This window comes from Aquincola sp. J276 (assembly GCF_024700035.1).
In the GTDB taxonomy this organism is placed as follows: Bacteria; Pseudomonadota; Gammaproteobacteria; order Burkholderiales; family Burkholderiaceae_C; genus Aquincola; species Aquincola tertiaricarbonis.
Window position 1 is genome coordinate 2985569 of record NZ_JAJONC010000001.1, and the last position, 22145, is coordinate 3007713.

The 22145-nt window shown below is 71.2% G+C and carries 22 protein-coding genes; 14 read left to right on the forward strand and 8 right to left on the reverse strand.

All coding sequences use genetic code 11. The features are described 5' to 3' along the window. The first annotated feature begins 5 nt into the window (after positions 1-5). Genes LRS14_RS13730 through LRS14_RS13740 form a run of 3 tightly spaced genes read left to right on the forward strand, consistent with a single transcriptional unit; the run spans position 6 to position 3566 of the window. Complete coding sequence (locus LRS14_RS13730; RefSeq protein WP_257799903.1) at positions 6-572, forward strand: NADPH-dependent FMN reductase; 567 nt, start codon at positions 6-8, stop codon at positions 570-572. A gap of 43 nt (positions 573-615) precedes the next feature. Next, on the forward strand, positions 616-2067 hold the full coding sequence (locus LRS14_RS13735) for a pitrilysin family protein (protein WP_257799904.1): 1452 nt from the start codon (positions 616-618) through the stop codon (positions 2065-2067). Beyond that, entirely contained in the window at positions 2064-3566 is a 1503-nt protein-coding gene (locus LRS14_RS13740) for a pitrilysin family protein (protein WP_257799905.1), read from the forward strand. The genes LRS14_RS13735 and LRS14_RS13740 overlap by 4 nt, the downstream gene beginning before the upstream one ends. Positions 3567-3588: 22 nt before the next feature. On the opposite strand, the gene glpK is transcribed toward LRS14_RS13740, so the two are convergent. Both glpK and LRS14_RS13750 read right to left on the reverse strand, forming a co-directional pair. Then, positions 3589-5088 carry a glycerol kinase GlpK gene (gene glpK, locus LRS14_RS13745; RefSeq protein ID WP_046113269.1) on the reverse strand — a complete coding sequence of 500 codons (1500 nt, stop codon included), beginning with the start codon at positions 5086-5088 and terminating at the stop codon, positions 3589-3591. Further along, on the reverse strand, positions 5085-5879 hold the full coding sequence (locus tag LRS14_RS13750) for a DeoR/GlpR family DNA-binding transcription regulator (RefSeq protein WP_257800477.1): 795 nt from the start codon (positions 5877-5879) through the stop codon (positions 5085-5087). The genes glpK and LRS14_RS13750 overlap by 4 nt, the downstream gene beginning before the upstream one ends. 168 nt (positions 5880-6047) lie before the next feature. Between LRS14_RS13750 and glpD the strand changes: the two genes are divergently transcribed. The 7 genes from glpD to LRS14_RS13785 all read left to right on the forward strand — a co-directional run bounded on the left by glpD (position 6048) and on the right by LRS14_RS13785 (position 13743). After that, positions 6048-7736 (forward strand): glycerol-3-phosphate dehydrogenase, encoded by a 1689-nt coding sequence (gene glpD / locus LRS14_RS13755; RefSeq protein ID WP_404977556.1) that lies wholly within the window; start codon positions 6048-6050, stop codon positions 7734-7736. 13 nt (positions 7737-7749) lie between these two features. Further along, positions 7750-8829: an ABC transporter ATP-binding protein gene (locus LRS14_RS13760; protein ID WP_257799907.1), complete on the forward strand. Its 1080-nt coding sequence runs from the start codon at positions 7750-7752 to the stop codon at positions 8827-8829. A gap of 1 nt (position 8830) precedes the next feature. After that, positions 8831-9913, forward strand: coding sequence for an ABC transporter ATP-binding protein (locus LRS14_RS13765; protein ID WP_257799908.1), 1083 nt, complete (start codon positions 8831-8833; stop codon positions 9911-9913). Further along, positions 9910-10800 (forward strand): carbohydrate ABC transporter permease, encoded by an 891-nt coding sequence (locus tag LRS14_RS13770; protein ID WP_046113274.1) that lies wholly within the window; start codon positions 9910-9912, stop codon positions 10798-10800. Before LRS14_RS13765 ends, LRS14_RS13770 begins: the two co-directional genes overlap by 4 nt. Continuing rightward, a complete protein-coding gene (locus LRS14_RS13775) occupies positions 10793-11605 on the forward strand; it encodes a carbohydrate ABC transporter permease (protein WP_046113275.1) in 813 nt (270 codons plus the stop codon). Before LRS14_RS13770 ends, LRS14_RS13775 begins: the two co-directional genes overlap by 8 nt. Before the next feature lies 1 nt (position 11606). After that, the gene (locus LRS14_RS13780) at positions 11607-11915 is read left to right on the forward strand and encodes a DUF2160 domain-containing protein (protein WP_046113276.1); all 309 of its coding nucleotides are present in this window, start codon (positions 11607-11609) and stop codon (positions 11913-11915) included. Between the two features lie 94 nt (positions 11916-12009). Then, a complete protein-coding gene (locus LRS14_RS13785) occupies positions 12010-13743 on the forward strand; it encodes an ABC transporter substrate-binding protein (RefSeq protein ID WP_046113277.1) in 1734 nt (577 codons plus the stop codon). A gap of 131 nt (positions 13744-13874) precedes the next feature. Here the strand turns inward: LRS14_RS13785 and LRS14_RS13790 are convergent, their stop codons facing one another. Beyond that, positions 13875-14060 carry a CsbD family protein gene (locus LRS14_RS13790; protein ID WP_046113278.1) on the reverse strand — a complete coding sequence of 62 codons (186 nt, stop codon included), beginning with the start codon at positions 14058-14060 and terminating at the stop codon, positions 13875-13877. A gap of 127 nt (positions 14061-14187) precedes the next feature. Here LRS14_RS13790 and LRS14_RS13795 point away from each other — a divergent pair, with 127 nt between their 5' ends. Both LRS14_RS13795 and LRS14_RS13800 read left to right on the forward strand, forming a co-directional pair. Continuing rightward, positions 14188-15033, forward strand: a complete 846-nt coding sequence (locus LRS14_RS13795; RefSeq protein WP_257799909.1) for an AraC family transcriptional regulator — start codon at positions 14188-14190, stop codon at positions 15031-15033. 67 nt (positions 15034-15100) lie between these two features. Further along, a complete protein-coding gene (locus tag LRS14_RS13800; protein ID WP_046113280.1) occupies positions 15101-16072 on the forward strand; it encodes a DMT family transporter in 972 nt (323 codons plus the stop codon). On the opposite strand, the gene LRS14_RS13805 is transcribed toward LRS14_RS13800, so the two are convergent. Genes LRS14_RS13805 through LRS14_RS13825 form a run of 5 tightly spaced genes read right to left on the reverse strand, consistent with a single transcriptional unit; the run spans position 16069 to position 20529 of the window. Then, positions 16069-17271 (reverse strand): FIST N-terminal domain-containing protein, encoded by a 1203-nt coding sequence (locus LRS14_RS13805; RefSeq protein ID WP_257799910.1) that lies wholly within the window; start codon positions 17269-17271, stop codon positions 16069-16071. The genes LRS14_RS13800 and LRS14_RS13805 overlap by 4 nt on opposite strands. A 46-nt stretch (positions 17272-17317) precedes the next feature. Next, a complete protein-coding gene (locus tag LRS14_RS13810) occupies positions 17318-17956 on the reverse strand; it encodes a PhaM family polyhydroxyalkanoate granule multifunctional regulatory protein (RefSeq protein WP_257799911.1) in 639 nt (212 codons plus the stop codon). Between the two features lie 49 nt (positions 17957-18005). Next, positions 18006-19016, reverse strand: a complete 1011-nt coding sequence (locus LRS14_RS13815) for a TraB/GumN family protein (RefSeq protein ID WP_257799912.1) — start codon at positions 19014-19016, stop codon at positions 18006-18008. A gap of 26 nt (positions 19017-19042) precedes the next feature. Then, positions 19043-19525, reverse strand: a complete 483-nt coding sequence (locus LRS14_RS13820) for a TIGR02281 family clan AA aspartic protease (RefSeq protein ID WP_046113284.1) — start codon at positions 19523-19525, stop codon at positions 19043-19045. A 14-nt stretch (positions 19526-19539) separates the two neighbouring features. Next, positions 19540-20529, reverse strand: a complete 990-nt coding sequence (locus LRS14_RS13825) for a fumarylacetoacetate hydrolase family protein (RefSeq protein WP_046113397.1) — start codon at positions 20527-20529, stop codon at positions 19540-19542. 92 nt (positions 20530-20621) lie between these two features. Here LRS14_RS13825 and LRS14_RS13830 point away from each other — a divergent pair, with 92 nt between their 5' ends. Then, complete coding sequence (locus tag LRS14_RS13830; RefSeq protein ID WP_257799913.1) at positions 20622-21725, forward strand: DUF3108 domain-containing protein; 1104 nt, start codon at positions 20622-20624, stop codon at positions 21723-21725. A 111-nt stretch (positions 21726-21836) separates the two neighbouring features. Next, complete coding sequence (locus tag LRS14_RS13835) at positions 21837-22124, forward strand: DUF3567 domain-containing protein (RefSeq protein WP_257799914.1); 288 nt, start codon at positions 21837-21839, stop codon at positions 22122-22124. The last annotated feature ends 21 nt before the right edge of the window (positions 22125-22145 follow it).

The window sequence follows — 22145 nt, forward strand, 5'->3', positions numbered from 1 at the left end:
TTCCCATGGCCCAGACCCGCAATGTCGCCGTGCTCGTCGGCAGCCTGCGCAAGGACTCGTTGAACCGCAAGCTGGCGCTGGCGCTCGCCGCCATGGCCCCCGAAGGCCTGCGGCTGCAGATCGTCGAGATCGGCGCGCTGCCGCTGTACAACGCCGACGACGAGGCCAACCCGGCTCCGGCCGTCACCACCTTCAAGCAGCAGATCAAGCCCGCCGACGCGCTGCTGTTCATCACGCCCGAATACAACCGCTCGGTACCCGGCGTCCTGAAGAACGCCATCGACCATGCCTCCCGCCCCTATGGCCAGAGCGTGCTCAGCGGCAAGCCCGGCGCGGTGATCACGCTGTCGCCCGGTGCGATCGGCGGCTTCGGCGCCAACCACCACCTGCGCCAGTCGCTGGTGTTCCTGGACGTGCCGGTGCTGCAGCAGCCCGAGGCCTACATCGGCGGCGCGGGCGAACTGTTCGACGAGCTGGGCGCCATCAAGAAGTCCGACACCCAGGCCTTCCTGCAGAAGTTCCTGGGCGCCTTCGCCGGCTGGATCGAGCGCAACGCCGCCCCTGCGGCCTGAAGGCTTAACCGTCGGCCAAAGTGCGCGGGCTAGCATGGCCCGCATGACGCACCCCTTCCTGCTCACACGCCGGCGCACGCTCGGCAGCCTGGCGGCCGCGGCGGCCGCCACGCCCTGGCTGGCCGCCCGGGCCGCCACGCCACCGGGCCCGGGCGCCCGGTCCGCCGAGGTGGCGCTGCCTTCCCTGGGCCTGCGGCAACGCACGCTGGCCAACGGGCTGCAGGTCATCGCGCTGCCCGACCGCGGCACCGCGACCGCCAGCGTGCAGGTCTGGTACCGGGTGGGCGGCAAGGACGACCCGCCCGGCCGCTCCGGCTTCGCGCACCTGTTCGAGCACATGATGTTCAAGCGCACCCGGTACATGGCCGCGGAGATGTTCGACCGGCTGACCGAGGACGTGGGCGGCATCAACAACGCCTTCACCGCAGAGGACGTGACCGCCTACCAGAGCGAGGTGCCGGCCAACCACCTGGAACGCCTGCTGTGGGCCGAGGCCGAGCGCATGCAGCACCTGGAGGTGGACCAGCCCAGCTTCGACAGCGAACGTGCCGTGGTGCAGGAGGAACTCCGCCAGCGCGTGCTGGCGAGCCCCTACGGCCGGCTGTTCCATGCGCTGCCTGGACTGGCCTTCGAGCAGCATCCCTACCGCCGCCCGGTGGTGGGCGGCATCGAGGACCTGAACGCCGCCACGCTGGACGACGTGAAGGCCTTCCACCGCACCTACTACCGGCCGGACAACGCGGTGCTGATCGTAGCCGGCCATTTCGATGACGCCGCGCTGGACGCCGCGGTGGACCGCTACTTCGGCCACATCCCCCGGCCCGCCGAGGCCATTCCCCGCGTGGCGGTGCAGGAGCCCGCGCGCGCTCGCCACGTACGCAGCACGATGGACGCGCCGCGGGTGCCGCTGCCGGCGGTGGCGCTGGTGTGGAAGGGCCCCGCGGCCCGGCACGAGGACGCCGCCGCGCTGGACGTGGCCTCCGCGCTGCTGTCGGGCGGCGAATCGTCCCGCATGAACCAGGCGCTGGTGTACCGGGACCGCGTGGCGCAGGCCGCCGGCTTCCAGACCCAGCTCAACGCCGACGCCGGCATGCTGGTGGCCTATGCCATCGGTGTCGGCGGCAAGCCGGCGGCGCAGCAGCTGCCCGCGCTGGAAGCGGCGCTGATGCGCGAGATCACGGCGCTGTCGCGCGGGTCCATCGCGCAGGCCGAGTTCGACAAGGTGCGCACCCAGCTGCTCACCGCCGCGCTGGCCGAGCGCCAGACGCCCAACGGCCGCGCCACGGCCGCCGGCTGGGCGGTGATCCAGTACGGCGATGCCCGCCAGGCCGACGAGGTGCTGCAGCGGCTGCAGGCGGTGCGTGCGGCCGACGTGCAGCGTGTGCTGCGCCGCCACCTGCTGCAGGCGCGCCGCGCCACCCTCCATTACGTGCAGGCCGAAGCGCCCGCCGCCGCGCCGCCCGACGCGGCCGCCAGCCAGAAAGGCCGCCCATGATCCGCCGCCGCCAACTCATCGGCAGCCTGCCCGCCGCTGCCGCCCTGCTGGCCACGCTGCCCGCCGGTGCCGCCACGCCCGACGACCTGAGCGCACCACCACCGGCCGGCCCGCCGCGCGCGGTGACGGTGCCGCCCCTGCATGAAAGCCGGCTGGACAACGGCGTGAACGTGGTGGTGGCCCCGCGCCGCGGCCTGCCGCTGGTGAGTGCCTGGCTGCTGGTGCGCGTGGGCGCCGAGACCGATCCGCTGGACCGCGCCGGTCGTGCCGACATGCTGGCCGCGCTGCTCACCCAGGGCGCGCGGCGCGACGGCCGTGCCGTGTCCGCGCCGGAGCTGGCGCGCCAGGCGGAGGCGCTGGGCGGCTCGCTGTCGGCCAGCAGCGGCTGGCGCGCCACCAGCCTGGGCATGACGGTGACCACGCCGCGCCTGGATGCGGCGCTGTCGCTGATGAGCGACGTGCTGCGCCAGCCGACGCTGGCCGCCGACGAGCTGGACCGGCTGCGCGTGCAGGCGGTGGATGCGTTGAAGGTGAGCAACAGCGACCCCGGCAGCATCGCCAGCCGGGTGGCCCGCCGGCTCTACTGGGGCGGCAGCGCCTATGGCGGCGTGAGCACCGAACAGACGCTGCAGCGCCTGCGGCGCGACGACCTGCAGGCGCTGCATGCGCAGGGCTTCCGGCCGGAGGACACCCTGCTGGTGCTGGCCGGCGACCTCACGCCCGAGCGCGGGCTGGCGCTGGCGCAGCAGCACCTGGGCAGCTGGCGGCCCAGCCGCATTGCGCCGCTGGCGCGCCGCGACGGCCGGCCCGCGCCGCTGGCACCCCGCACGGTGCTGGTGAACCTGCCCGGCGTGGGCCAGAGCAGCGTGACCGTGCTGGCGCCCTTCACTTCGCTGGCGCCGGACGACGTGGCCGAGCTGCGCATCGGCCAGGTGGCCAATGCGGTGCTGGGCGGCGGGTATTCCGCGCGGCTCAACCAGGAGGTGCGCATCAAGCGCGGGCTGAGCTATGGCGTCGGCACCAGCGCCGAGCAGCATGCCGAGGGCGGCCTGTGGGAAGCCAGCGCGCAGACCGACCACCGCAATGCGGCCCAGGTGGCCGAGCTGCTGCGGGCCCAGGTGCTGGGCCTGGCCACCACGCCGCCCACCGCCGACGAACTGGCCGCACGCCAGGCCACGCTGGTGGGCGGCTTCGCGCGGCGGCTGGACACCAATGCCGGCATCGCCTCGCTGATCACCGCGCGCTGGGCCAGTGGCCGGCCGCTGTCGGAGCTCGACCGCTTCGTGCAGGAGGTGCTGGCCGTCACGCCCGGCCAGGTGCAGGAGTTCGCCCGGCGCCGCTGGCCGGCCAGCGACTTGCGCACCGTGGTGGTGGGCGACTTCAGCGCCGCGCCGGAGGTGTTCGATGCCCTGGCCGCCGCCGACGCCAGCACCCTGCGTCTGCAGGCCGGCGAGCTGGACTTCGGCGGCCCGGGACTGCAGCAGGCGGCCGCCCGCTGAGCCGTGGCGGCGGCGGGCGCGGTTACTTGGCCGTGGCCTGCCGCACCGCGTGCTCCCAGCCTTCCATCAGCGCCTGGGCGCGCTCGCGTGGCAGCGTGGGCAGGAAGCGGCGCTGCACCTGCCACTGGGCGCTCAGCTCGTCCAGGCTGCCGAACACGCCGGTGGCCAGGCCGGCCAGGTAGGCGGCGCCGAGCGCGGTGGTCTCGATGACCTGCGGCCGCACCACCGGCACGCCCAGCAGGTCGGCCTGGAACTGCATCAGCAGATCGTTGACGCAGGCGCCGCCGTCCACCCGCAGCTCGCTCACCGGCGCGCCGCCGGCAGCCACCGCGTCGCGGCTCATCGCCTGCAGCAGCGCGGCGCTCTGGAATGCGATGCTTTCCAGCGCCGCGCGGGCGATGTGGGCCACGGTGGTGCCGCGGGTCACGCCGACGATGGCGCCGCGCGCATCCGCGTCCCAGTAGGGGGCGCCCAGGCCGGTGAAGGCGGGCACGAAGACCACGCCGCCCGCATCGGGCACGCTCTCGGCCAGCGCCTGCACCTGGGCGCTGCTCTCGATGGCACGCAGGCCGTCGCGCAGCCACTGCACCACCGCGCCGCCGATGAACACGCCGCCCTCGAAGGCGTACTGCGGCGTGCCGTCGATCTGTGCGGCGGCGGTGGTCAGCAGCCCGTTGGCCGAAGTCTCGAAGCGCGGGCCGGTGGGCATCAGCATGAAGCAGCCGGTGCCGTAGGTGTTCTTGGCCAGCCCGGGGCGGAAGCAGGCCTGGCCGAACAGCGCGCTCTGCTGGTCGCCCGCCATGCCGGCGATGGGCACCGCGGCGCCCAGGAATTCGGGGTCGGCCACGCCGAACACGTGGCTGGACGGATGCACCTCGGGCAGCACGCTGGCCGGGATCTTCAGCAGCTGCAGCAGCTCCTCGTCCCACTGGTTGCGGCGGATGTCGAACAGCATGGTGCGCGAGGCATTGCTCACGTCGGTGGCATGTACCTGCCCGCGCGTGAGCTGCCACAGCAGCCAGCTGTCCACGGTGCCGAAGGCGAGTTCGCCGCGCTCGGCGGCCTCGCGTGCGCCGGCCACGTGGTCGAACAGCCAGCGCAGCTTGGTGGCCGAGAAGTAGGCATCGATCACCAGCCCGGTGGTCCGCTGCACCCGCTCGCCCATGCCGGCGTCGCGCAGCTCGGCGCACAGCGGCTCGGCGCGGCGGTCCTGCCAGACGATGGCGTTGTGGATGGGCTCGCCGGTGCGGCGGTTCCACAGCAACGTGGTCTCGCGCTGGTTGGTGATGCCGATGCCGGCCAGGTCGGCGGGCGCGAGGCGTGCTGCTTCCAGCGCTTCGCGGGCGGTGGCCAGCTGCGAGGTCCAGATCTCCTTCGGGTCGTGCTCCACCCAGCCGGGCTGCGGATAGATCTGGCGGAACTCGCGCTGCGCCATGGCCACGATGGTGCCGCGGTGGTCGAACACGATGCTGCGCGAGCTGGACGTGCCCTGGTCCAGTGCCAGCAGGTAGCGGGCGGTCATGCTTTGTCTCCTGATTCGTCGGCGCCGCCCCCGGCCACCACGCACTGCACGCCGGCCTCGGCCAGCAGGTGGGCGAAGGGCGGTGGCGGCGGCTGGTCGGTGAACAGGCGGTCCACCTGCTCCAGCCGGCCCAGTTCCACCATCGCGGGGCGGTTGAACTTGCTGTGGTCGGCGGCCAGCCACACCTCGCGCGAATGCTCGAGGATGGCGCGCGCCACCTTCACCTCGCGGTAGTCGAAATCGCGCAGCGTGCCGTCGTCCTCGATGGCCGAGATGCCGATCAGCCCGATGTCCACCTTGAACTGGCGGATGAAGTCGACCGTGGCCTCGCCCACGATGCCGCGGTCGCGTCCGCGCACCACGCCGCCGGCCACGATGACCTCGCAGTCCGGGTTGTCGGACAGGATCGCCGCCACGTTCAGGTTGTTGGTGATCACGCGCAGGCCCTTGCGCTTCAGCAGCTCATGCGCGATGGCCTCGGTGGTGGTGCCGATGTTGAGGATGAGCGAGCAGCCGTCGGGCAGCGCCTGCGCCGCGGCGCGCGCGATGCGGCGCTTGGCGTCGTCGTTCAGCAACTGGCGCTGCCGGTAGGCGATGTTCTCGGTGGTGGAGCTGGGCACCCGCGCGCCGCCGTGAAAACGCGCCAGCATGCCGGCGTCGCACAGCAAACGAACATCGCGCCGCGCGGTTTGCAGCGTCACGCCGAAGTGCTCGGCCAGCGTTTCGACCGACACCGAACCGCGTGTCTTCACGAGGGCCAGCATGCCTTCCTGGCGGGGATTGGGGTTCAGCGTTTGGGCCACGGCTGGGAGGGTAGGGGCAAAAGCGCGTTCTGCCTCCCGGCGGTTTGCCTACTTGCCAAGGCTCGCTGAAGCGGCTAAAACGAAAAAAGAAGCGCGATAACGAACGCGAAACGAACTTCAAACGAACGCCGGGACGCCGGCCGCTGACCAGGAGACATGCCCTTGAACCCGCTGCCCACCGGCGACAACACCTTGTCGTGCGACGTGCTCGTCGTCGGCGGCGGCATCAATGGCGCCGGCATCGCCCGCGACCTCGCCGGCCGCGGCGCCAAGGTGGTGCTGTGCGAGCAGCACGACCTGGCGCAGCACACGTCCTCCTCCTCCACCAAGCTGATCCACGGCGGCCTGCGATACCTGGAGTACTACGAGTTCTCGCTGGTGCGCAAGGCGCTGGCCGAGCGCGAGGTGCTGATCAAGGCGGCGCCGCACATCATGTGGCCGCTGCGCTTCGTGATGCCGCACGATCCCAAGGCCAACTTCCTGCGGCCCGCGTGGATGATCCGCGCCGGCCTGTTCCTGTACGACCACCTGGCCAAGCGCGAGGTGCTGCCCGGCAGCACCACCGTCGACCTGCGCCGCCATCCGGCCGGCCAGCCGCTGAAGCCGGGCTTCACCAAGGGCTTCGTGTATTCCGACGGCTGGGTGGACGATGCCCGGCTGGTGCTGCTGAATGCGCTGGATGCGCAGGCGCACGGCGCCCGCATCTTCACCCGCACTGCGTGCACCCAGGCCGAGCGCGGCCCGCAAGGCTGGAAGGCCACGCTGCGCCATGCCGATGGCACGCTGCAGCCGGTGCAGGCCCGCTCGCTGGTGAATGCGGCCGGACCATGGACGGCGCAGTTCCTCAAGCAGCAGGCCAACCTGCAGGGCACCAAGAGCCTGCGGCTGGTCAAGGGCTCGCACATCGTGGTGCCGAAGATGTTCGACCACGACCATGCCTACATCTTCCAGAACCCCGACAAGCGCATCATCTTCGCCATCCCGTACGAAGGCGACTTCACGCTGATCGGCACCACCGACATCGAGCACCACGGCGCCATCGGCACCGCGCGCATCGACGAGGCCGAGATCCGCTACCTGTGCGAGCAGGCCAGCCGCTACTTCGCCCGCGCGGTGCGGCCGGCCGACGTGGTGTGGACCTACAGCGGCGTGCGCCCGCTGCTGGACGATGAATCGAGCGACGCCTCGGCCGTCACGCGCGACTACGTGCTGGAGCTGGACACCGGCGCGGCGCCCCTGCTGAGCGTATGGGGCGGCAAGATCACCACCTTCCGCAAGCTGGCCGAGGAAGCGGCCGACATGCTGCAGGCCCCGCTGGGCCTGGCCCAGGGCGCCTGGACGGCCGGCGCGGTGATGCCCGGCGGCGACATCGCGGCCTGGCCCGAGGTGGCGCTGCCCAGCCTGTCCGCACCCGCCGCCGCGCGCCGCCGTGCCGCGCCCACGCCGGTGGCCGATGCGGACGCGATCCCGCGCTTCGAGGCCGCGCTGGGCCGCAGCCACGCCTGGCTGCCCGCCCCGCTGCGTGCGCGCTGGGCCCGCAGCTATGGCAGCCGCGTCGCGCTGATCCTGCCGCCGGAAGCCGCCGCGCTGGAGGCGCTGGGCGCCCAGGTGGCGCCGCAGCTCTTCGAGGCCGAGCTGCTCTACCTGCACGAGCACGAATGGGCCCGCAGCGCCGACGACGTGCTGTGGCGCCGCACCAAGCTCGGCCTGCACATGGCCGAGGCCCAGCGCGCCGCCGTGGCCGCGTGGTGGGCCGCCCGTTTCCCAGGCGAGAACGACCCCGCCGACCAGACCATGGCCGGCCTGCCGCCAAGCCGGGCCGCAACCGCCCGCACCGCTTCCTAGAAGACTGGACAAGATGGAACTCTCGTTGGAACGCGTCGACAAGCAGGTGGGCGCCGAAGCCCACCTGTACCCGATCGACCTGCGGCTGCAGCCGCGTGCGGTGACCGTGCTGCTGGGCGCCACCCAGGCCGGCAAGACATCGCTGATGCGCCTGATGGCCGGGCTGGACACGCCTTCGCACGGCAAGGTGCTGGTGGATGGCCGCGACGTCACCGGCGTGCCGGTGCGCGAGCGCAACGTGGCCATGGTCTACCAGCAGTTCATCAACTATCCGTCGATGACGGTGGCCGAGAACATCGCCTCGCCGCTGAAGCTGCAGGGCAAGCTGGACCGCGCCGCCATCGACCGCCAGGTGCTGGCCCTGGCCGAGCGGCTGCACATCGATCCCTTCCTGCAGCGCCTGCCGTCGGAGCTGTCCGGCGGCCAGCAGCAGCGCGTGGCCATGGCCCGCGCGCTGGCCAAGGGCGCTCCGCTGCTGCTGCTGGACGAGCCGCTGGTCAACCTGGACTACAAGCTGCGCGAAGAGCTGCGCGAGGAACTGGTCGGCCTGTTCGCCGGTGGCGATTCCACCGTGGTGTACGCCACCACCGAGCCCACCGAGGCCCTGCTGCTGGGTGGCTATACCGCGGTAATGGATGCGGGCGAGCTGCTGCAATACGGCCCCACCTCGCAGGTGTTCCACCGGCCGCAGTCCATCCGCGTGGCACGTGCCTTCAGCGATCCGCCGATGAACCTGCTGCCGGCCACCGCCGCGCCCGGCGGCGTGCAGCTGGCCGGCGGCCCGTTGCTGGCCCTGTTGCTGCCGGGCTCCACGGCGCCCGGCGCGCTGACGGTGGGCGTGCGCGCACCGGCCTTCCGCGTGGTGGGCCGGCCCGGCGACCTGGCCCTGCCCGGCCAGGTGGAGTTGGCCGAGATCAGCGGCTCCGACACCTTCGTGCACGTGGCCACCGCGGTGGGCGAGGTGGTGGCGCAGCTCACCGGCGTGCATGTGCTGGACCTGGCCAGCCAGGTGACGCTGTATCTGGACCCGGCGCAGGTGTACGTGTTCGACGCGGCCGGCGACCTGCTCGTGGCCCCGGCGGGATTGAACTGACATGGCACGCATCGACCTCGACCTGGCGCACAGCTACCGCCCCGACCCGCAGCAGGACAGCGACTACGCGCTGCTGCCGCTGAAGATGAGCTTCGTGGATGGCGGTGCCTATGCGCTGCTGGGCCCCTCGGGCTGCGGCAAGACCACCATGCTCAACATCATCTCGGGCCTGGTGCAGCCATCGCACGGCACGGTGAAGTTCGACGACCGCGACGTCACACGCGCTTCGCCGCAGGAACGCAACATCGCGCAGGTGTTCCAGTTCCCGGTGATCTACGACACGATGACCGTGGGCGAGAACCTGGCCTTCCCGCTGAAGAACCGCGGCGTGGCGCCGGCGCGCATCAAGGAGCGCGTGGGCCGCATCGCCGAGATGCTGGAGATGAGCGGCCAGCTCGACATGCGCGCCTCCGGCCTGGCGGCCGACGCCAAGCAGAAAATCTCGCTGGGCCGCGGCCTGGTGCGCGAGGACGTCAGCGCCGTGCTGTTCGACGAGCCGCTGACCGTCATCGACCCGCACCTGAAGTGGCAGCTGCGCCGCAAGCTCAAGCAGATCCACCATGAGCTCAAGCTCACGCTGATCTACGTCACCCACGACCAGGTGGAGGCACTCACCTTCGCCGACCAGGTGGTGGTGATGACCCGTGGCCGCGCGGTGCAGGTGGGCAGCGCCAGCGACCTGTTCGAGCGGCCGCGCCACACCTTCGTCGGCCACTTCATCGGCTCGCCGGGCATGAACTTCCTGCCCGCGCAATGGGACGGCCGCCTGCTCAGCGTGGCCGGCCGGCCGATGCCTGGCGTGCCGGCGCTGCCCGGGCTGGGCCAGGCCGGCGAATTCACCCTGGGCGTGCGGCCCGAGTACGTGGCCCTGGCCCGCGAAGGCGACGAGGGCGCTCTGCCGGCCACCGTCACGCGGCTGCAGGACGTGGGCACCTACCAGCTGCTCACCGCCCGCGTGGGCGAGGTGCTGCTGAAGGCCCGGCTGGCCCCCGGCACGCCGGTGCCCGGCGAAGGCAGCACCGCCTGGCTGGCGGTGGTGGGCCCGCACACCTGCTTCTACAAGAACGAGGAGCTCATCGCATGAGCGCGATCAAACCCGTCAACCAGAAGGCCTGGCTGCTCGTGCTGCCGGTCTTCATCTGCGTGGCCTTCTCGGCCATCCTGCCGTTGATGACGGTGGTGAACTACTCGGTGCAGGACATCATCAGCCCCGAGCGGCGCGTGTTCGTCGGCACCGAATGGTTCGCCAGCGTGATGCGCGACGAGGAACTGCACGGCGCGCTGCTGCGGCAGATTGTCTATTCGCTGTCGGTGCTGGCGGTGGAGATCCCGCTGGGCATCATGCTGGCCCTGGCCATGCCGGCCCAGGGCTGGAAGGCCTCGGCCGTGCTGGTGCTGGTGGCGCTGTCGCTGCTGATCCCGTGGAATGTGGTGGGCACCATCTGGCAGATCTACGGCCGCGCCGACATCGGCCTGCTCGGCCACACGCTGGAGCAGCTGGGCTTCGACTACAGCTACACCGGCAATGCCACGCATGCCTGGCTCACGGTGCTGGTGATGGACGTGTGGCACTGGACGCCGCTGGTGGCGCTGCTTTGTTATGCCGGCCTGCGCAGCATCCCCGATGCGTACTACCAGGCCGCGCGCATCGACGGTGCCAGCAAGTTCGCGGTGTTCCGCTACATCCAGCTGCCCAAGATGCGCGGCGTGCTGATGATCGCGGTGCTGCTGCGCTTCATGGACAGCTTCATGATCTACACCGAGCCCTTCGTGCTCACCGGCGGCGGCCCGGGCAATGCCACCACCTTCCTCAGCCAGTACCTCACGCAGAAGGCGGTCGGCCAGTTCGACCTGGGCCCGGCGGCGGCGTTCTCGCTGATCTATTTCTTCATCATCCTGCTGCTGTGCTTCATCCTCTACAACTGGATGCAGCGCGTGGGCACGGCCGACAAGGAGCACGCAGGTGAATAAGACCGGCTTCCAGAAGAGGACGCTGTTCCTCATCCTCTACCTCGTCTTCGCCATCCTGCCAATCTACTGGATGACGATGATGTCGTTCAAGACGAACCAGGAGATCCTGTCGAGCTTCAGCCTGTGGCCGCAGGAGTTCACCTGGGACAACTACCACCGCATCTTCACCGACGAGAGCTGGTACTCGGGCTACATCAACAGCCTGATCTACGTGGCCATCAACACCGTCATCAGCATCAGCGTGGCGCTGCCGGCGGCCTATGCCTTCAGCCGCTACAGCTTCCTGGGCGACAAGCATGTGTTCTTCTGGCTGCTGACCAACCGCATGACGCCGCCGGCGGTGTTCCTGCTGCCGTTCTTCCAGCTCTACACCACCGTGGGGCTGATGGACACGCACCTGGCCGTGGCGCTGGCGCACCTGGTGTTCAACGTGCCGCTGGCGGTGTGGATCCTGGAAGGCTTCATGAGCGGCATCCCGCGCGAGATCGACGAGACGGCCTACATCGACGGCTACAGCTTCCCGCGTTTCTTCCTCACCATCTTCCTGCCGCTGATCAAGGCGGGCGTGGGCGTGGCGGCGTTCTTCTGCTTCATGTTCAGCTGGGTGGAGCTGCTGCTGGCGCGCACGCTCACCAGCGTGAACGCCAAGCCCATCGTCGCGACGATGACCCGCACGGTGAGCGCATCGGGCATGGACTGGGCCACGCTGGCCGCGGCCGGCGTGCTCACCATCGTGCCGGGCGCCATCGTCATCTGGTTCGTGCGCCACTACATCGCCAAGGGCTTTGCCATGGGGAGAGTTTGAGATGTTCACCTGGATGGTCTGGACCACGCCGGTCGCGATCTTCTTCATCTGCATCGCGCTGATGCTCGCGGGCATGACCGTGTGGGAACTCCGCAGTCCCACCGTGCTGCGCAAGGGCTGGCTGCCGATGGCCACCACGCGCGGGGACAGGCTCTTCATCGGCCTGCTCACCGCGGCCTACATCAACCTGGCCTTCGTCGGCCTGGGGGAGCACCTGGCGCAGTGGTTCTCGCTGGAGAACGAGCCCAGCGTGTGGATCAGCTTCGTGCTGTCGATGGCCGTGCTGGCCGTGATCATGAAGAAGGGCTAGCGCCCGCAATGACAAAGGGAATCCGGCCCGGTGCTTCCCCGGGGCCGTGGTCACCCAAGCCGCAGTAGCGGGGAAGCACACCGAGGAGACAGACATGAATTTGCGATACAGCGCACTCGCCCTGGCGGCCCTGCTGGCCGTGGCCGGGCACACCGCGCAAGCGGGCGAGGCCGAGGCCAAGAAGTGGGTGGACAGCGAGTTCCAGCCGTCCACGCTGAACAAGGACCAGCAGATGGCGGAGATGAAGTGGTTCATCGAAGCCGCCAAGAAGCTGCAGGCCAAGGGCGTGAAGGAGATCTCCGTGGTCTCCGAGACCATCACCACGCATGAATATGAGGCCAAGACCCTGGCCAAGGCCTTCAGCGAGATCACCGGCATCACCGTCAAGCACGACCTGATCCAGGAAGGCGACGTGGTCGAGAAGCTGCAGACCTCGATGCAGTCGGGCAAGAGCATCTACGACGGCTGGATCAGCGACTCCGACCTGATCGGCACCCACTACCGCTACGGCAAGGTGCTCAACCTGACGGACTACATGACCGGCGCCGGCAAGGAGTACACCAACCCCGGCCTGGACCTGAAGGACTTCATCGGCACCAAGTTCACCACCGCGCCCGACGGCAAGCTGTACCAGCTGCCCGACCAGCAGTTCGCCAACCTCTACTGGTTCCGCGCCGACCTGTTCGCGCGCCAGGACCTGAAGGACAAGTTCAAGGCCAAGTACGGCTACGACCTGGGCGTGCCGCTGAACTGGAGCGCCTACGAGGACATCGCCGAGTTCTTCACCAACGACGTGAAGACGGTGGACGGCAAGGCCATCTACGGCCACATGGACTACGGCAAGAAGGACCCGTCGCTGGGCTGGCGCTTCACCGACGCCTGGCTGTCGATGGCCGGCACCGCCGACATCGGCGCGCCCAACGGGCTGCCGATCGACGAGTGGGGCATCCGCGTGGCCGACGACAAGTGCACGCCGGTGGGCGCCGCCGTGGAGCGTGGCGGTGCCACCAACTCGCCGGCTGCCGTCTACGCGCTGACCAAGTACGTCGACTGGATGAAGAAGTACGCGCCCAAGGAAGCCACCGGCATGACCTTCGGCGAGGCCGGCCCGGTGCCGGCGCAGGGCCAGATCGCGCAGCAGATCTTCTGGTACACGGCCTTCACCGCCGACATGACCAAGCCGGGCCTGCCGGTGGTCAATGCCGACGGCACGCCCAAGTGGCGCATGGCGCCGGGCCCCAACGGCCCGTACTGGAAGCAGGGCATGCAGAACGGCTACCAGGACGTTGGCAGCTGGACCTTCTTCAAGGACCACAACGCCGACAAGACGGCCGCCGCCTGGCTGTATGCGCAGTTCGTGACTGCCAAGACCACCAGCCTGAAGAAGACCATCGTCGGCCTGACGCCAATCCGCGAGAGCGACATCCAGAGCAAGGCCATGACCGACATGGCGCCCAAGCTGGGTGGCCTGGTGGAGTTCTACCGCAGCCCGGCGCGCGTGGCCTGGAGCCCGACCGGCACCAACGTGCCCGACTACCCCAAGCTGGCCCAGCTGTGGTGGAAGAACGTGGCCCAGGCCGTGACCGGCGAGAAGACGCCGCAGGCCGCGATGGACACGCTGGCCAAGGAGATGGACGACGTGATGGCCCGGCTGGAACGTGCCGGCATGGCCAAGTGCGCGCCCAAGCTCAACAAGCGTGAAGACGCGAAGAAGTGGCTGAGCGACAAGCAGGCGCCGTGGGCCAAGCTGCCCAACGAGAAGCCCAAGGGCGAGACCATCGCCTACGACAGCCTGCTGAACGCGTGGAAGGCCGGCAAGGCACGGTGAGCGGGGCAACCGGCTTCATGAGTCCATGAAGCCGCCCCCGGGCGGGCGCGGCACGCACAAGGCCAAACGGGCCCTCTCGAGGGCCCGCTGGGTCGGTGGTGGCGCCTGCCCGGCGCCTGGGGAGGGCTGCTTCAGCGGCCCTTCACGACATCCTTGATGTCTTCCTTGGCATCGCCGTAGTTCTTCTGCGTGGTGCCCTTGACCTGGTCGGCCACGCCTTCGGCGGCCAGACGGTCGTTGCCCACGGCCTTGCCCACGGCTTCCTTCACATGGCCCTTGGCGTCGTCGACGCGGCCCTTGACTTGGTCGTTGTTCATGCTGAGTCCTTCGTAGGGGGTTGAGGCGGCGTTGCCGCTGCCGGCCGCTGGCGTTCAGCGGTGAAGCTACTGTGCCGCGTGGTCACACCCGTAACCGTCGGCCCCGGGCGCGGTTGCATGTAGGGCGATGCCGCATGCCATCATCGGCCGCATGCAGGGCGTACCCGACCAGTTCGACCACCCGGCCGACCGGGCCGAGTTCCGCCGGCCTGCGCACCGCGCGGGCATGGAGCTGTACCGGGCGCATATCGTTCGCCATGCCTTCGAGCCGCATACCCACCAGGCCTTCGGCATCGGCGCCATCGTCAGCGGGGTGGAGCGTTTCCGCTACCGCGGCACCGAGCACCTGGCGCCCGCCGGCTCGGTGGTGCTGATGAATCCCGATGAGCTGCACACCGGCCGCGCCGAGACCGCGCAGGGCTGGAGCTACCGCATGCTGTACCTTGACGCCGAGCTGCTGCAGGCGCTGACCGGGGATGCCGGCTGGTGGTTCGACGGCGCGGTGCAGCATGACGCGCTGCTGGCCGCGCGGCTGCAGCAGCAGCTCCACCGGCTGTGGCAGGCCACCGATGCGCTGGCGGTGGACGGCGCGCTGCTCGATCTGCTGCAGTTGCTGCGGCCCGCCGCGCGCATCGGCCGGCCGCTGCAGCCGGCGTCCGCCCTGCGCTTCGGCGCAGTGATCGACTGCATGCACGACCGCCTGGCCGAGCCGCTGACCCTGGCGGAACTGGCCGCGGTGGCGGACCTGAGCCCGTTCCATTTCCAGCGCAGCTTCAAGGCCGCCCATGGCGCCACGCCGCACCAGATGCTGATGGCCCTGCGGCTGCTGCAGGCCAAGCGCCGGCTGGCGGCCGGCCAGCCGCCGGCGTCGGTGGCTGCGGCGGTGGGGCTGGCCGACCAGGCGCACCTCACCCGTGCCTTCAGCCGCCGCTACGGCGTCACGCCCGCACGCTACGCGCGGCAGGTGGGCTGAGGCCGCCGCGCGCGGCAGCGCAATCCGGTACAAGACCCGGGCCCGTCGGCTGGCCGACACTGCGGCCATGCTCATCGGTACCTTGTTCGCCCTGGCCGCCGGCCTGATGTGGGGCCTCGTCTTCATCGCGCCCACGCTGCTGCCGGGTTATCCGGCGGCCATGCTGTCCTTCGGCCGCTACCTGGCCTTCGGCCTCATCGCGCTGCCGCTGCTGTGGCTGGACCGCCGGCGCATGGCGCAGTTCACCCGCGCCGACTGGCTGGAGGCGGCCAAGCTTTCGCTCGTCGGCAACCTGCTGTACTACCTGTGCCTGGCCGCGGCCATCCAGCGCGCGGGCGGGCCGCTGCCCACCATGATCATCGGCACGCTGCCGGTGGTGATCGCCATCTGCTCCAACCTGCGCGATGCCGCGCGCGATGGCCGGCTGCCGTGGCTGAAGCTGGCGCCTTCGCTGGCGCTCATCGCGGCGGGCATCGGCTGCGTCAACCAGGTGGAGATCCAGCACCTGCGCGCCGACCCCGCTGCCGACGTGGGCCGTTACGCCAGCGGCGCGCTGCTGGCGCTGGCGGCGGTGGCCTGCTGGACCTGGTACCCGATCCGCAATGCCGACTGGCTGCGCCACCATGCCGACCGCAGTCCGCGCAGCTGGGCCACGGCGCAGGGCATCGCCACGCTGCCGATGGCGATGCTGGGCTTTGCCGGCCTCTGGGCCTGGGCCACCGCCACCGCGCAGCCGCTGGCCATGCCCTTCGGCCCCACGCCGGCGCGCTTCATCGGCCTGATGGTGGCCATCGGCCTGCTGGCCTCCTGGCTGGGCACGCTGTGCTGGAACGAGGCCAGCCAGCGCCTGCCCACCACCCTGGTGGGCCAGCTCATCGTGTTCGAGACGCTGGCCGCGCTGGCCTATGCCTTCATGCTGCGCGGGCGCTGGCCGGAGCCGGTCACGCTGCTGGGCATCGTGCTGCTGGTGGCCGGCGTGGCCTGGGCGCTGCGCGTGCGGCCGGAGCCGGTGGCGGCGGTGCAGGCGCACGCTGGTTAGGAGGCCGCCGCGGGCTCCAGGAACACCGTGAGCACGCCGGTGTAGCCGTAGAGGTGGTGGTGCGCGATCTCGCCGCCGGCGAAGAAGCCGATCAGCGGCACGTCGCCCAGCGCATGCTGCAGGATCTGCATCTCGGCCGACGGTGCGCCGAAGTGCGGCCCGCCGCGGCCGGCGCAGCTGATGTACAGCGCACCGGCCACCCGCTGCAGCGGATCGCCAGGGCCGGTGGAGCTGCCGGCATCGGGCTCGAGCTCCTCGCGGATCTCGCTGCAGATGCGCACCAGGTCGCGCCGGGCGGCCTGCACGTCGCGTGCGCAGAAGGCCAGCTGCATGCCGGGCTCCACCACGTCGGCCACGGCGATGCCGCGGGCGGCCGGGTCCAGGCCCACCAGGTGGCGCACGCGGGTGTCGGTGCCGAACTGGCCGGGCCGGGTGAGGACGTCGCTGCGGCCGTCCGACAGGCCCACCAGCGTGGCGCGCAGCTTGGGCAGCGCCGCATGCGGGTCGTCCAGCGCCACGCCCAGGTCGGCCAGCAGGCAGTCCAGCGCGGGCTCGCCATCGAGTGCGGTGACCACGTTGCGCTGCGCGGCCGTCACGCGCCGCACCGGGCCGACCGGCTGGCAACCCTGGGTGACGCGCGACAGCAGCGGCACGGCCTGCGTGAAGCCCACGCCCGAGAGGCCGCCGCGGCACACCGCGTCGGCCAGGTGCACCGCACCCTGGCGGCCGGCGGCCAGGCCGCCGAACAGGTAGCCGGAAGCGGTGCGCCCGCTCAGCTCGCCGATCAGCTCCGCCAGCTCGGGCGTGCCGGGGTCGGCATGCACCAGCGCGGCGAAAGGCTCGGTGCTGCCCAGCGGCCGGGCGCCGGAGAACACCTGGAAGGTCTCGGGCGGCAGCGCGGCCAGCATCAGCGCCAGCGCCGGCTCGTCGATGTATTCCACGCCGCTGGCGGCCACGCCCACGCCCACCGAGCCCACCCACTGCACGCCCGGCCAGCGGCTGCGCAGGTCGTCCAGCAGGGCGTCGGCGTGCGCGGTGTAGTGGTCGCTGAAATAGACGAAGCCCAGCGTGAAGGGCCGGCCGGCGGCCTCGGTGGCTCGGGCCTGGGCGGCCCGTTGCGCATCGACCTGGGCGGCCACGAGGGCCAGGGCCATGCGCCAGTCGGGATGGGTGGCGTGGGCGTGGATGAACGGGATCATGGGCCCAGTGTGCACCCGCCGCGCCAGCCGGCCTCCGGTGGCGGCCTCAGCTGCCGGTGCCGCGCTTGCGCGCCGCGGTCTTGGCGGCCGGCCGCGCCTTGCGGGCCGGCGCGGCCGCGGGTGCATCGGCCGCGGCCTCGTCCGGTGCCGCGGCCACCGGCCCGGGCTTGAGCTTGGCCATCTGCGCCACCTGCGCGGCCTGGGCGCTGCCTTCCTTGATGGCCTCGGTGGCCAGCTCGGTGAACTGCTTGGTCAGCGCGCCCCACCACTGCATCGGGTCCACCACGCCGGCCGGCGCGGGCGCGGCCGCGGGCTCGTCGGTGGCCGCGGGCTCGGCCGGTGCCGCCGCCTTGGCGGGCGCCGGGGCGGCCGCGGGCTCGGGCATCTTGATCTTCATTGCCTCCTGCAGGTCCTGCACCTGCACGTTCATCGTCTTCAGCGTGGACAGCGTCATGCGCTGCACCTCCAGCGCCTGGATGGTGGCGGCCAGCATGCGTGCGTTCTGCTCCAGCCAGAACTGCACCGTCTTCAGCTCGTCGATGCGCTTGGTGAGTTCGGCAGGGTCCAGCGTGGGCGCCACCCACTGGCCGATCGAGGGCATCGCGGTGCCGGCGCCCTTGACCAGGTTCTGCAGAAAGTCGAAGCCGGGCACGAGGGATTTGAAGGGGGAGGCGCTGTCGGCCATGGTGAGTCTCCTGGTGGGGGTTCGGTGGACTGCTGCAGCCGATTGTGGGTCAGCGCAGCGGCACGCGCTCCACGCGGAAGCCGCGCTGGGCCAGCAGCCGCGGCAGCGCCTGCGGGCCGGTCATGTGCAGCGCGCCCACCGCGACGAAAAGCTGGCGGCCTTCGCGGTGCAGCGCCTCGATGCGGTCGGCCAGGCCCGGGTTGCGCGCATCGTTCAGCCGCTGCATCTGCTGGCGATCGTCTTCGGTCTCCACGCAATCGCACCAGGCCTCGTAGCGCTCGATCTGCGCCAGGTCGCCGCGCTCCCACACGTCGGCCAGGCGCAGCAGCAGGGCCTGGGCGCGCTGCGCCTCCAGCTGCTCCACCATCTGCTGCACCATGCGCAGCGATTGCGCGGGGTCGGCGGGCACCAGGGCCGCCATCTGCAGCTCCGGCGTTTCCAGCGACACCACGTTGCGCTGCAGCGCCCGCATGAAGCCGGCGAGCGAGAACTCCTGGGCGAAGGCCGGGTCCAGGCCCTCGCGGCGGGCGGACATCAGGGTGAGCGACAGCGCCTGCATCACCGGATGCTGGCCCTGCAGGCTGTCCGGCGGCAGGCAGGCGGCTTCGACCAGGCGGGCCAGCCGCGCCTGCAGCGCCGGCGGCAGCGGCACGCCGTGGCCGCCGTCCGGCGCGGCCACCATCGCGGCCAGCTTGCGCGCCATCGCGGGGTCGGTGAAGTCCAGCTCCAGCGCCAGCGTGTCGGCGGCCATCAGCGCCTGTCGCACGCGGGGCCCGGGCACCGTCCAGGCCAGCTTGCCGATGTGCACCGTGCCGTAGAGGTGGCTGGCCTGGCCGTCGCGCTCGATGCGCCAGAGCAGGCCGCGGTCGCGCGCCTGGGCGACGGCGCTGCGCATCTGCGCCTCGGTGGGCGCGGTGGCCACCGGCGGGCAATCGACCGGCGGCGCGGCCGGCGTGTCGGCGGCCCGTGCGCCGGGGGCGACGAGGCCCGCCAGGCCGCACAGCAGCAGCGCAGCCAGGCGCTGGCGAAGGGTCCGGCGAACGGTTGGGGCGAAGGTCATGCGGTCTCCGGAAGGCGCATCGAAGGTCAGGGGCCGGCCGGCTCGAAGCGCAGCACGCCGCCGCGCTGGCTGAAGTGCATGCGCGACAGCACGTCCATGCCCAGCAGCGGCGCCTCCAGCGCGGGCAGCACCGTCACCCGCAGGCGCTCGGCGCGGATGCCGCCCTGCAGCGCCACGTCGGCCCGCGCCAGGCCGCCGCGCACCGTGCCGTTCGCGGTGCTGGAGGTGATGCTGCCTTCCACCGTCAGGCCCGCGCGGTCGGCCAGCCACTGGGGCAGCGCAGTGCTGGTGGCGCCGGTGTCCACCAGGAAGTCCACCGCCACGCCGTTGACCTGGCCCGGCCAGTGGAAATGCCCGTCGGGTGCGCGGCGCAGCTCCACCACGCCGCCTTCGGCGCTGAAGCGGGTCTGCCGCTGCTGCGCCTGCCACCACTGCACGCCCAGGAACACGGCCGCGCCGATCAGCAGCCACAGCGTCGCCAGCTTGAAGGTGCGGGACAGCTCGCCCATGCCGCGGCCCGCGCTCAGCGGGCGGCCTCCACCACCACGCGCTGCTCGATGGCGCCGAACACGCTCTGGCCGTCGCTGCCCTTCATCTCGATGCGGATGGTGTCGCCGTCGCGCATGAAGCCGGTCTTGGGCTCACCGCTTTCGATGGTCTCGATGGCGCGTTTTTCGGCAATGCAGGCATAGCCATGGGACCAGTCCTGGTTGCTCACGGTTCCGCTGCCCACGATGCTGCCGGCACGCACGCGGCGTGTCCTGGCCATGTGGGCGATGAGCTGGCCGAAGTGGAAGGTCATCTCCGGCCCGGCCTCGGTCAGGCCCACGGTGCGGCCGTTCCAGGCGCTGTGCAGCGTCAGGTGCAGGCGGCCACCTTTCCAGGCGTCGCCCAGTTCGTCGGGTGTCACCGCAACGGGGCTGAAGGCGGTGGCCGGCTTGCTCTGGAAGAAGCCGAAGCCCTTGGCCAGCTCGGCGGGCACGAGGTTGCGCAGGCTCCAGTCGTTGACCAGCATCAGCAGGCGGATGCCTTCCAGCGCACGGTCGGGGGCGCAGCCCATGGGGATGTCGCCGGTGACCACCGCCAGCTCGGCCTCGAAGTCGATGCCCCAGGCCTCGTCCCCGAACACCGCTTCGTCGCACGGGCCCAGGAAGTCGTCACTGCCGCCCTGGTACATCAGTGGGTCGCTGTAGAAACTCTCGGGCACTTCCGCTTTGCGGGCGCGACGCACCAGCTCCACATGGTTGAGGTAGGCTGAACCGTCGGCCCACTGGCAGGCGCGCGGCAGCGGCGCCATGCATTTCTGCGGCTCGAAGGCGAACGCATGCCGGGCCTTGCCGTGGTTCAGGGTCTGGTACAGGTCTTCCAGCTGCGGGCTGAGGAAGTTCCAGTCGTCCAGCACCTGCTGCAGGCGGGTGGCGGTGCCGGTCGCAAAATGGGCGGTGGCCAGGTCGCGCGACACCACCACCAGCTGGCCGTCCCGCGATCCATCCTTGTACGTAGCGAGTTTCATGAAAGCGATTGTGATGGCTCCCCCGCGCCCGGCCGTTGGCGCCGCCGGCTGGTGCTGGGCGGCGTGGCCGCCGCCATCGTGCTGGCCCTGGCGTGGGGCTGCAGCACCTGGGGCTGGCCACACAGGCCGATGGCGAGCTGCCGGGCCGCCCCGGTGCCTTCACCGTGCGCACGCTGGCGGCGGTGGACGTGCCAGCGCAGCCGGCCGCCGCCGCCCCGCAACCCGCCACCCCGCCCATGCCGGCGGCCCAGGCCGGCAAGACGCCCCGGCCCACCGCGGCGCTGCAGGCCATGCCCCAGCCGGCGCCCGCGCCCGGCCAGCCGGCCGAAGACGCGGCCCGGGCCCCGGTGGAGGACGACCCGCCCGCGCCCGAGGAAGCCCCGGCCGCCGACACGCATGCCGAACTGCCCGCGCCCGAACCGACGGTGGCACAGACTGACCCCGGCCCCGACCCCGCCGCCCCCGAGCCCGCCGACCTGCCCCTGGTGATGGCCGCCGCCGCCACCGCCGTGGCCCCCGCCGCCGCGCGGGCGGAAACGGTGGAAGTGCCCGTCTACCCCACCCGGCTGGCCGCCGCTTTCAGCGCGCGCTACCGGCTGCAGCGCGGCATGCTCGGCGGCACCGGCACCCTGCGCTGGGCGCCATCGGCCGACGGCCGGCGCTACGAAGCGCGGCTGGACGGCAGCGTGGCCGGCTTCAACGTGCTGGACTGGACCAGCACCGGCGCCATCGACCGTGCCGGCGTGGCACCCGAGCGCTTCCTCGTGCGCCGCCGCGGCCGCGATGCGCAGGCCGCCAACTTCCAGCGCGGCGCGGGCAAGATCACCTATTCCGGCCCGTCGGTGCAGTACGACTTGCCGACCGGCGCGCAGGACCGCCTGAGCTGGATGCTGCAGCTCGGGGGCGTGCTCAACGCATCGCCCAAGCGCTTCGGCGTGGGCTCGCGGCTGTCGTTCTTCGTCTCCGGCGCGCGGGGCGACGCCGACCTGTGGCAGTTCAGCGTGGTCGGGCTCGAGAACGTACCGGGCGGCGGCGGCCGGGACACCCTGGCCTTGAAGCTGGTGCGCGAGCCGCGCAAGGCCTACGACACGCACGTGGAGGTCTGGCTGGACCCGGCCCGTGAACACCGCCCCGTGCTGGCCCGCCTGTCCACGGCCGGCAACGACGACGCGTTGGAGCTGAGGCTGGCCGACTGAACCGGGCGCCCGCGGCCCGGGCCGCCCGATTGCTCCGCAGCGGTCATGAATGCCGTGCATGGCTTGAAACTTGCGATCACGGCGCCAACTGGCCTGCAAGGAGAGAACTCCATGTTGATGCTCTACAACTCGGACAGTTTTGCGGTGGTGCAGTTCGACCTGCCTACCGACGCCACGCCGGCCCAGGCCAGCCCGGCACAGGACGCACCGCTCACTCGTGGCGGCTACGAAATCGTCGACAAGTTCGCCCGCAAGGAAATCTTCCTGGAAGGTGCGATGGCGGAAAGCTTCAAGGAGGGCGTGGAAGCGCTCATCCAGACCAGCCCGTCGGAGGACGAGCTGGACGACTACATCGCCCGCTTCACCCAGCTGGCCCAGCACCCCGTCGTGCTGCACTGATCCGCCCCGCCAAGGCCCTGC

What these genes read in the sequence shown, in the direction of transcription:
- LRS14_RS13730 (WP_257799903.1), top strand. Translation starts at nt 6, where the DNA reads ATGGCCCAGACCCGCAATGTCGCCGTGCTCGTCGGCAGCCTGCGCAAG.
- LRS14_RS13735 (WP_257799904.1), top strand. Translation starts at nt 616, where the DNA reads ATGACGCACCCCTTCCTGCTCACACGCCGGCGCACGCTCGGCAGCCTG.
- LRS14_RS13740 (WP_257799905.1), top strand. Translation starts at nt 2,064, where the DNA reads ATGATCCGCCGCCGCCAACTCATCGGCAGCCTGCCCGCCGCTGCCGCC.
- glpK (WP_046113269.1), bottom strand. Translation starts at nt 5,088, where the DNA reads ATGACCGCCCGCTACCTGCTGGCACTGGACCAGGGCACGTCCAGCTCG.
- glpD (WP_404977556.1), top strand. Translation starts at nt 6,048, where the DNA reads ATGCCCTTGAACCCGCTGCCCACCGGCGACAACACCTTGTCGTGCGAC.
- LRS14_RS13760 (WP_257799907.1), top strand. Translation starts at nt 7,750, where the DNA reads ATGGAACTCTCGTTGGAACGCGTCGACAAGCAGGTGGGCGCCGAAGCC.
- LRS14_RS13765 (WP_257799908.1), top strand. Translation starts at nt 8,831, where the DNA reads ATGGCACGCATCGACCTCGACCTGGCGCACAGCTACCGCCCCGACCCG.
- LRS14_RS13770 (WP_046113274.1), top strand. Translation starts at nt 9,910, where the DNA reads ATGAGCGCGATCAAACCCGTCAACCAGAAGGCCTGGCTGCTCGTGCTG.
- LRS14_RS13780 (WP_046113276.1), top strand. Translation starts at nt 11,607, where the DNA reads ATGTTCACCTGGATGGTCTGGACCACGCCGGTCGCGATCTTCTTCATC.
- LRS14_RS13785 (WP_046113277.1), top strand. Translation starts at nt 12,010, where the DNA reads ATGAATTTGCGATACAGCGCACTCGCCCTGGCGGCCCTGCTGGCCGTG.
- LRS14_RS13790 (WP_046113278.1), bottom strand. Translation starts at nt 14,060, where the DNA reads ATGAACAACGACCAAGTCAAGGGCCGCGTCGACGACGCCAAGGGCCAT.
- LRS14_RS13795 (WP_257799909.1), top strand. Translation starts at nt 14,188, where the DNA reads ATGCCGCATGCCATCATCGGCCGCATGCAGGGCGTACCCGACCAGTTC.
- LRS14_RS13800 (WP_046113280.1), top strand. Translation starts at nt 15,101, where the DNA reads ATGCTCATCGGTACCTTGTTCGCCCTGGCCGCCGGCCTGATGTGGGGC.
- LRS14_RS13805 (WP_257799910.1), bottom strand. Translation starts at nt 17,271, where the DNA reads ATGATCCCGTTCATCCACGCCCACGCCACCCATCCCGACTGGCGCATG.
- LRS14_RS13810 (WP_257799911.1), bottom strand. Translation starts at nt 17,956, where the DNA reads ATGGCCGACAGCGCCTCCCCCTTCAAATCCCTCGTGCCCGGCTTCGAC.
- LRS14_RS13815 (WP_257799912.1), bottom strand. Translation starts at nt 19,016, where the DNA reads ATGACCTTCGCCCCAACCGTTCGCCGGACCCTTCGCCAGCGCCTGGCT.
- LRS14_RS13820 (WP_046113284.1), bottom strand. Translation starts at nt 19,525, where the DNA reads ATGGGCGAGCTGTCCCGCACCTTCAAGCTGGCGACGCTGTGGCTGCTG.
- LRS14_RS13825 (WP_046113397.1), bottom strand. Translation starts at nt 20,529, where the DNA reads ATGAAACTCGCTACGTACAAGGATGGATCGCGGGACGGCCAGCTGGTG.
- LRS14_RS13835 (WP_257799914.1), top strand. Translation starts at nt 21,837, where the DNA reads ATGTTGATGCTCTACAACTCGGACAGTTTTGCGGTGGTGCAGTTCGAC.